6 protein-coding genes are annotated in these 7,925 nt (G+C 42.1%); 4 read left to right on the top strand and 2 right to left on the bottom strand.

The window, feature by feature from the left end:
* Positions 1 to 141 precede the first annotated feature (141 nt).
* Complete coding sequence (locus NJ959_RS22075) at positions 142 to 1,137, bottom strand: succinate dehydrogenase/fumarate reductase iron-sulfur subunit (RefSeq protein WP_254013897.1); 996 nt, start codon at positions 1,135 to 1,137, stop codon at positions 142 to 144.
* Between the two features lie 502 nt (positions 1,138 to 1,639).
* On the opposite strand from NJ959_RS22075, the gene NJ959_RS22070 reads away from it, so the two are divergent.
* The 4 genes from NJ959_RS22070 to NJ959_RS22055 all read left to right on the top strand — a co-directional run bounded on the left by NJ959_RS22070 (position 1,640) and on the right by NJ959_RS22055 (position 6,086).
* Positions 1,640 to 2,053 (top strand): AbrB family transcriptional regulator, encoded by a 414-nt coding sequence (locus NJ959_RS22070; RefSeq protein WP_254013896.1) that lies wholly within the window; start codon positions 1,640 to 1,642, stop codon positions 2,051 to 2,053.
* An 83-nt stretch (positions 2,054 to 2,136) separates the two neighbouring features.
* The gene (locus NJ959_RS22065) at positions 2,137 to 2,997 is read left to right on the top strand and encodes a CPBP family intramembrane glutamic endopeptidase (protein WP_309242687.1); all 861 of its coding nucleotides are present in this window, start codon (positions 2,137 to 2,139) and stop codon (positions 2,995 to 2,997) included.
* 732 nt (positions 2,998 to 3,729) lie between these two features.
* Positions 3,730 to 4,587, top strand: a complete 858-nt coding sequence (locus NJ959_RS22060) for a formylglycine-generating enzyme family protein (protein ID WP_254013895.1) — start codon at positions 3,730 to 3,732, stop codon at positions 4,585 to 4,587.
* 248 nt (positions 4,588 to 4,835) lie between these two features.
* The gene (locus NJ959_RS22055; protein WP_254013894.1) at positions 4,836 to 6,086 is read left to right on the top strand and encodes a nucleotidyl cyclase domain-containing protein; all 1,251 of its coding nucleotides are present in this window, start codon (positions 4,836 to 4,838) and stop codon (positions 6,084 to 6,086) included.
* Between the two features lie 128 nt (positions 6,087 to 6,214).
* Here NJ959_RS22055 and NJ959_RS22050 read toward each other — a convergent pair whose 3' ends face one another.
* Positions 6,215 to 7,894 carry an ABC1 kinase family protein gene (locus NJ959_RS22050; protein WP_254013898.1) on the bottom strand — a complete coding sequence of 560 codons (1,680 nt, stop codon included), beginning with the start codon at positions 7,892 to 7,894 and terminating at the stop codon, positions 6,215 to 6,217.
* Positions 7,895 to 7,925 lie beyond the last annotated feature (31 nt).

The following is a 7,925-nucleotide window of genomic DNA, read 5'->3' as shown; positions in this document are numbered from 1 at the left end:
AGTTTTGAGTTTTGAGTTTTGAGTTTTGAGTTTTGAGTTTTGAGTTTTGAGTTTTCAATTAAAACTATCCCCATTCCCTATTCCCTATTCCCTATTCCCTATTCCCCATTCCCCATTCCCTATTCCCCATTCCCTATTCCCTCATTTTAATTTCCGAGATGTTAACTTTTGTATAGCTTCAATGAGGGATCGCACTTTAGCTTTTCCTGGTGAAGACTCAAACAGGAAGGGAAATTTACCACGAGCGAGCATTCGTAATCCCAAGGGTGCTAAACTGATTAATCCTTTAATATCTCGTCCGGAGTTGGCTACAACTTGTAAACCAAATTGACGTTCATCGATCCAGCCGCCTGTTTTGACTAAATTAATCAGTACCTTACGATGACGGATTGCTCGACTGCCTTGAGCATCCTTACGGGTGAGAATTTCCTGTTTAATTTTACCAATTTGATCCATAGGTGCAACTTCCATGGGACAAACCGCATTACACATTAAACAGCGAGTACAACCCCAAACCCCTTGGGTGCCTTTGTTATAATTTTCTAACCTATTTTCCGTGGCGGTATCGCGAGAGTCTGCGACTAGACGCTGTGCTTTGGCTAAAGCATGAGGTCCGACAAAATCTGGATTAACTTCACGAGCATTACATTCAGAATAACACGCGCCACACATTATACAATTGCCATTCCGATCTAGGCGCGATCGCTCTTCGGGTGTCTGTAAAAATTCCCGCTGTGCGATTGAACGAGCGCTACTACTAACGTAGGGATCTACAGCCTCTAGGTTATCCCAAAAACTGCGCATATCGACTACCAAATCTTTAATCACAGGCAAATTACCCAGGGGAGCAATAGTAATTTCTGCCAGAGGAGAGTCAGCCCTCCCTGGAAAATTCGCCAACTCATTGGCGACATTTTCCTTACATGCTAAAGCCGAGCGCCCATTAATCCGCATCGTACAGCTTCCGCAAATTGTGTTGCGGCAATTTTTCCGAAAGGCTAAAGAGCCATCTTGCTCCCACTTAATCCGATTCAGGCATTCCAGAATCGTGTTTCCTGACTCCACATCTAATATATAAGTGCGAAGAGTGGGTTCAGTATTTTGCGTCTGCCGAAGGATCTTAAAACTAACCTGCATAGTGAAAAGCTCTTAACTATCCAAACACCGAAATGAAGATCTTGTCAAGGGATGAGTAGCAACCTCTAGGATCTTCCCTTTTGAGGTACCATTGAATCTCCCGATCGTTTCTCAATCGTTTTTCCCTCGCTCCTTACAGTCTAAGACATGGGGGTTGACTTAATCTCGGATATGGGGGGTTTTTGCGATCTTCTCATAACTTATAGCAACCTTGGGGCGGATCAAAAGCCCAAGCCTTAGCTGCAAAATCCCTCCAGATCCTAGAATCCTTCTGTCAGATCTTTTAGCAGCCATCGCTACTGACGTAAAAATCTTCACCGATAACAGGGTTGATCCGGCTTCCCAGATCTACCTGAAATCCAATTTATTAAGATTTGAGTAAAAAAATCCAAAATACTTGTCAAAAAACAGAGATTTAAGGATATATTTTTTATATGGCCAAATTCACTTGGCAGTAAATGACCTTTACCATCCTGGAAATTTCAGGATATCCCGTGAGATTATGACGGATACAATTACTCCACTAACAGGGAAAGCCCTCCTTCAGAAAGTAAAAGAGCTGTCTCACTTGCCTCGGCGAGAAACAGCAAAGCGCTGCGGCTATTACTCGATCACTAAAAACGACCAAACTCGCGTCAATTTAACCGACTTTTACGATGCAGTGCTTGGTGCTAAAGGGGTTCCACTCGATCCAGAAGGAGCAAAAGATGGCCGTGGGCGCGAACCGACGTACCGTGTCAGCGTCCACAAAAATGGTCAAATTGTGATCGGTGCCACCTATACTCAGGCAATGGGATTACGCCCAGGTGATGAGTTTGAAATTAAGTTGGGCTACAAACACATCCACCTCAAACAGGTAGATGGCGATGGCAGCAAGTCTGGTGAAGATGATGCTGAAGAAGCCGCAGAGGATTAATTTTTCACTCGGTTTGAGGATGGATAATTTCTTCGCTCCATCCTAAGCCCCATTTCGCTCCACAGCTCCTCACAATTCAACAGATGCCGCCAATGGATTTCTTTCATCGGGCAGCAAATCAATGGTTAGTGTCACTTGTTGCTGGCACTGCACTTACTAAAGTGGCGATGTTTTTCATCGCTTGGGCTATTTTATGGTTACCCTTAGCCCTAATTGTCGCTACTTTAGTAAAATGGCATCCTCCCCAGCCCTTGGCAGGAGAACAAAAATTGCCATTGCTGGCATCACTTTATCTAATTGCCCCCCTGATTGTCTGGGGGGTAACTAGAGTAGAGGGTACATCCTTTTCTGAGTACGGGGTAGAGTGGAATTTATCGCTTTTAGTATCCTTGGGGTGGGGATTAACCTTGGGGATACTAAGTTTAGCGATCGCATTTGCAGCAGAATCAGCTTTAGGCTGGGTGGTATGGCATTGGCAAAATTGGCGACAGCTTGTACAGGCATGTCTACCTATATTATTGTTGGGTTTATGGATAGGCTTCACCGAAGAGCTAGTTTTTCGGGGATTTTTAGTCACTCAACTTCAGGTAGACTATTCGATTTGGGTGACAGGGGCAATTTCTAGTGCTGTTTTTGCCCTATTACACCTGATTTGGGAGCAAAAAGACACCCTACCACAGTTACCGGGACTCTGGATCATGGGGGTAGTATTAGTATTAGCCCGTTGGGTAGATGGCGGCTCTTTAGGTTTAGCCATTGGTTTGCACGCGGGCTGGATTTGTGGATTGACTTGTTTAGACTCGGTGCAACTAATTTCTTATACTGGAAAAGGGCCAATTTGGATTACGGGTTTGGGGAATAATCCCTTAGCTGGGTTAATCGGTTTTTTCTGTTTGCTGGGAGTCGGCTCTGTATTATTGGTGATGTCGCCCTATAGTTTGTAGGGAATGGGGAATAACGCACCCGAAAATTTTGATGATGATGAAGTACACAAAAGAAACCGGATTTCTTGAAGAAACCCGGTTTCTTTGTATTTTATATGAGATCTAACTTTAATCCTTGGCGCTATGAGCGTTAAAAATAAAATCTGCTCCTGAAGGGAAGGATAAATGATCCCAGCACTAGTGCCGCTACGCGGAAGTCACGCATTCAAAAGTCACGCATTCAAAAGAATTGATTGGTAAGGCTTTGAGAATTTTGTCACTGGTGGGTTACTTCTGCCGCGCTGTATTAGTGGTAGTAAAAAACGAGAAGTGAGTTTATTTTAGTGTTAAAAAATTGGGTTCCATGCAGGCACGGATTACCATTATCTAATAATAATGCCATAGTTGTCAATTGTCAAGAGCCTTGGGCAACGGATTTGATAACGGATAGCGGATGGATTGAGGAAAATTATCGGGATTTTCGGTAAAACTAAAGTGACGGAGGGATGATTACATCGGGATATTAAAATGCTATCCTCAAGGGGATGGAGTTATCATCGGAAAACCGTCTTCAATCGATACAAGAGCAGTTATAGCAAAAGTCATCCATTCAAAAGGGACTTAGTCCCGCTACGCTAACAAAAGTCATCCATTCAAATGATTGCTGTGAATGGGTTTTGGCCTTTTTGGATGGCTTAACACGGGCGACTGCTATATCTCTCCTAAATCCCAACAGACTACTAACCACTAAGAATGGAATTACAAGTCTTCCACTTTGATACAGTAACGGTAGATAAATACGGGAAAATTACCAACCGCCGTCGAGGTGAATCCCAATACTTCCTAGAAAAATTAAATAACCAAGTGGGGATAGAAATGGTTTCTATCCCCAATGGTACATTGATGATGGGTTCACTGGAATCGGAGTCAGGGCATTCTAGCTATGAAAGTCCGCAACATCAAGTAACAGTACCGCCATTTTTTATGGGCAAATACCCCGTAACCCAAGCACAGTGGCGAGTTGTGGCGGGTTTGCCTCAAGTGAATCGATCGCTAAAACCCAATCCATCCTACTTTAAAGGAGATAATTTGCCAGTAGAGCAAATCTCATGGTATGATGCAGAGGAATTTTGTGCTAGACTCAGTAACCATACAGGTCGGAGTTATCGACTACCTAGTGAGTCGGAGTGGGAATATGCCTGTAGAGCTGGAACAACCACCCCATTTCATTTCGGTGAAACAATTACTACCGAGCTTGTAAATTACAACGGAAATGCTGTCTATGGTAAAGCACCAAAAGGAATTTATCGTGAATCAACTACCGTAGTAGGTAGCTCTGGTTTGGCTAATTCTTTTGGACTGTACGATATGCACGGGAAGGTCTGGGAGTGGTGTGCCGATACATGGCACAGTAATTATATAAATGCTCCTGGTGACGGTAGTCCGTGGATCGATAATGAGCGTAAAAGTATCCGGTTGCTGCGCGGTGGTTCTTGGTATTGCTGTCTGTGGGGCTGTCGCAGTGCGCTTCGCTACAGGAACAGTTGGGACGAGTGGTTGGACTACAGTATCGGGTTTCGGTTGGTTCGTTGTCTGTCGAGGACTCATTAGCGCTTTACACTCTTACTTATGGTGTTTGCGCTGAATAATTGCTGCTAGATAGTGGGCGACTGAAATAATCAGAGCCGAGTTTATTTTGGTGTTAAAAACTTCGTTTTCAGGCGGGCACGGATTACCATTATCTAATGATAATGCCATAGTTGTCAATTGTCAAGAGCCTTGGGCAATAGAAATAATAAACCTCAAAGAGTCAGCTATAATTAACCCTTTCATAAAGCCGTTGGAGGCAGGATTAGCGTATGAGCGAGAAAATTAGCAAAGCTCAATATTCTCCTGGTTTATTCGATATCACCCAGGATATCATTGGCGGGTTACCGATTAAACTAATCGAACATTGGCTAGAAAGCGCACAAACTCATGACGTTGCCGTGCAATTATTGACACCTTATCAAGTAACAGGATATAGCGTATCCTCTGACTCTACTGGTTTAACCAGACTTACCAAACAAAAAGGCTTGTTAGAAATTTTAGTACTTATTAACCAACCAAAAGAAATTGTATATGGCATTGGGATGGCAATAGGCGGAGAAGGAGTCGGGATTTGGGCAGCCGATAATACCCAAATGTTTTATCCAGCATCAATTAGCGCCGATACTCTCCTATCTGCACTCCTGACAATGGAAGATGAAATTAGCAAAAATTGCCAAATTTCCATTGGTATTGGCGCACATTATGGCGAATTTTACTATATTAGTGGTGGCTTGTATGGGTTAGAAGCAGACACCATAGAAGCAGTGGCGGAAAATGATACAGAAGGCGGTGAAATAGTAATTAGTCAAGCAATTTGCTCGCGCCTTCCTGCCAATAACAGTTTTCAGCTTACCAAAAGAAGCGATTTGTTAACCCCAATTGGGGATATTTTTCGAGTATTAGATGGAAATCGTTTAGCTCAAGTACCCGGGATTAATAAAAACTATCCAATTCCTTACTCAGACAGTTTTTATGCCGATTTAGTTGAATATGAAAACAGACTAAACGATACAGCATTTTGCCAAGCTTTGTCAGCTAAATATATAGCCCACAAATTCGTAGTTTTAATTGAAAGAGAAAGTAAAGCAGCAGAAAGCCACGAAGTAGGAATATTCACTAATCTGTCTATTTCTGCCATGATGAAAGATATCGGAATGCGATTGCTCCCTCAGAGTCATGGCATGGAAATTAAAGTAATTAGTTTATTAGGAATTTACACTTTTGATAGTGCAAATGCTGCACTGGAATTTGGGAAAGCATTTAGGGCAGAATTAGCTAAAGAAGACATTGCCTGTCGGATTGGTATTGATGGAGGAGCAGCCTTGGTTTTCGATTTATCTGTTGGTGGTAAAGATATTGCCGGAATGCCCGTCAATGTCGCATCGAAAATGGCTCAAGATAAAGGTGAGTTTGGTAAGTTGTATTTGAGTTATGGGATGAGAGAATATGTGAATGTGAGTGGATTTAGAGAAATTAGTTATACAGTTTCTGGAGTCGAGATGATTGTATATGAGGGTTGAGATTAGTTTGTCTTTTTTAACGCAAAGGTACGCAAAGGTTAGCGCAAAGGTACGCAAAGATTTTCTCAAAACCTCTGCGTACCTCTGCGTCACCCTCTGTGCCCTCTGCGTTAAAAAAATATTCTCAACTATTTATCAATAAATTTATCCAGTCTTTCCTTAATTCCCAACTGAATCAACGAATAGAGTAAGATAAAAAACCAGAATCCAGAGAAGGAAAAAGCTACAATCGCCCATTTAGTTTGGGGTGATAGCAATAATACTGTACCTGCTAGTAATGTAAATCCAGTTAAGCAGGCGTAAATGAGACTTTTGATTGCTAAATGAATCCGTTTTAAGGTACGATCGCTGCCAAGGGAACGAACTCTTATTTCTAATTCTCCTTCTTCGATCCGAGATTCTAATCTTCTTAATATAATTTCTGTACCGCTGGGTTGTTGCCATTTCTGTTTGATGAATTCTCCTGCTTGTCGTGCTAATTCTCTGATCGCTTTTCCTTGCCCTTTGGAGACTGTTAAGCTCTTGACAAATGGCTGACTTGCTGCTAGTAAGTTATACTCAGGATTTAGGGCACGGGCAATCCCATCGAGGGTTGTTAATGATTTTAAAATAAATGTCATTTGTGGAGGTAAGCGAAAGGGTTGTTGCTCGAACATTAAATATATTTCGCTACCGAGTTTTTCAAATTCTTTGATATCAATTGGTTTGTCTCGGAATTTATCTAATATAAAGGCTACTAGCCGTTTTACTGGTTTCATATCGGATACGGGTTCAATTAAACCCATATATGTCAGAGTATTGACTACTTCATCTGTATCTTTTCTGAGGATAGCAAAAAATGTCTTAATCATTTGATCTTTGGCAATGGATTTTACTTCTGCCATTGTGCCAAAATCATAGAAAATGATACTGCCATCTTGAGTAACTGCCATATTTCCTGGATGGGGATCTGATTGGAAAAAACCATCCTCTAATAACTGTTTGAGGTAGCAGCAAATACCGAGTTGGATGACTTCATTGGTATTGATACCGCAAGTTTCCATAGTTTCGCGATCGTCAATTTTTATGCCGGGGAGATATTCTAGGGTTAAGACTTTTCTGGTGGTGTATTTCCAATAGACTTTGGGTACGAATATTCTGGGATATTTATCAAAGTTTTCTCGGAAGCGATCGGCGTTTTTACCTTCGTGAATATAGTCTATTTCTTGATAGAGTAACTCGAAGAATTCCTGGTAAATTGCCTCCATATCGTACTTCTTAAATCCTGGTAAATACCGATTGGCAAATCTGACTAGGCGATGGAGTACTTCAAAGTCTAAATTAAACAGCTTTTCGATACCGGGGCGTTGTACTTTTACAACCACATCTTCCCCTGTATGTAGTCGTGCTTTATGGACTTGCCCTAAACTTGCAGAGGCTAAAGGTTGAGGATTAAAATCGCGATATAAGGCATAAATAGAGTTACCTAATTCTGATTCTATAACTGCGATCGCATCCTGTCCACTAAATGGCGGAACCCTATCCTGTAATTGGCTTAGAGCCTGGACATATTCTAACGGAATTAAGTCGGCACGAGTGGAAAGTGATTGTCCAATTTTAATAAATGTTGGCCCTAAATCTAGGAGTTTTTCTACTAACCATTGGGCGCGGCTATTTCTGTGACTAGGGGAATCTTGCCCAAGGGTTTTATCGCATAACAAATCGCAGAGCAATTTCGCCGCCGCACTGAAAACGTCAATTTGGCGTGTTAGAGGTGAGTAGTTACTTCGTTGCCAACGAGGTGGTTTGGGTGTAGCCTTGGTGAGCATTGGGGAATGGAGAGTGGGGATTGGGGTGTGG

The sequence above is a fragment of the Limnofasciculus baicalensis BBK-W-15 genome (genome assembly GCF_024178385.1).
GTDB lineage: Bacteria > Cyanobacteriota > Cyanobacteriia > Cyanobacteriales > Coleofasciculaceae > Limnofasciculus > Limnofasciculus baicalensis.
This window is presented reverse-complemented; position numbering and strand designations above follow the sequence as displayed.

Coding starts and splice junctions, on each gene's coding strand:
- NJ959_RS22075 (WP_254013897.1), bottom strand. CDS start 1,137: ATGCAGGTTAGTTTTAAGATCCTTCGGCAGACGCAAAATACTGAACCC.
- NJ959_RS22070 (WP_254013896.1), top strand. CDS start 1,640: ATGACGGATACAATTACTCCACTAACAGGGAAAGCCCTCCTTCAGAAA.
- NJ959_RS22065 (WP_309242687.1), top strand. CDS start 2,137: ATGCCGCCAATGGATTTCTTTCATCGGGCAGCAAATCAATGGTTAGTG.
- NJ959_RS22060 (WP_254013895.1), top strand. CDS start 3,730: ATGGAATTACAAGTCTTCCACTTTGATACAGTAACGGTAGATAAATAC.
- NJ959_RS22055 (WP_254013894.1), top strand. CDS start 4,836: ATGAGCGAGAAAATTAGCAAAGCTCAATATTCTCCTGGTTTATTCGAT.
- NJ959_RS22050 (WP_254013898.1), bottom strand. CDS start 7,894: ATGCTCACCAAGGCTACACCCAAACCACCTCGTTGGCAACGAAGTAAC.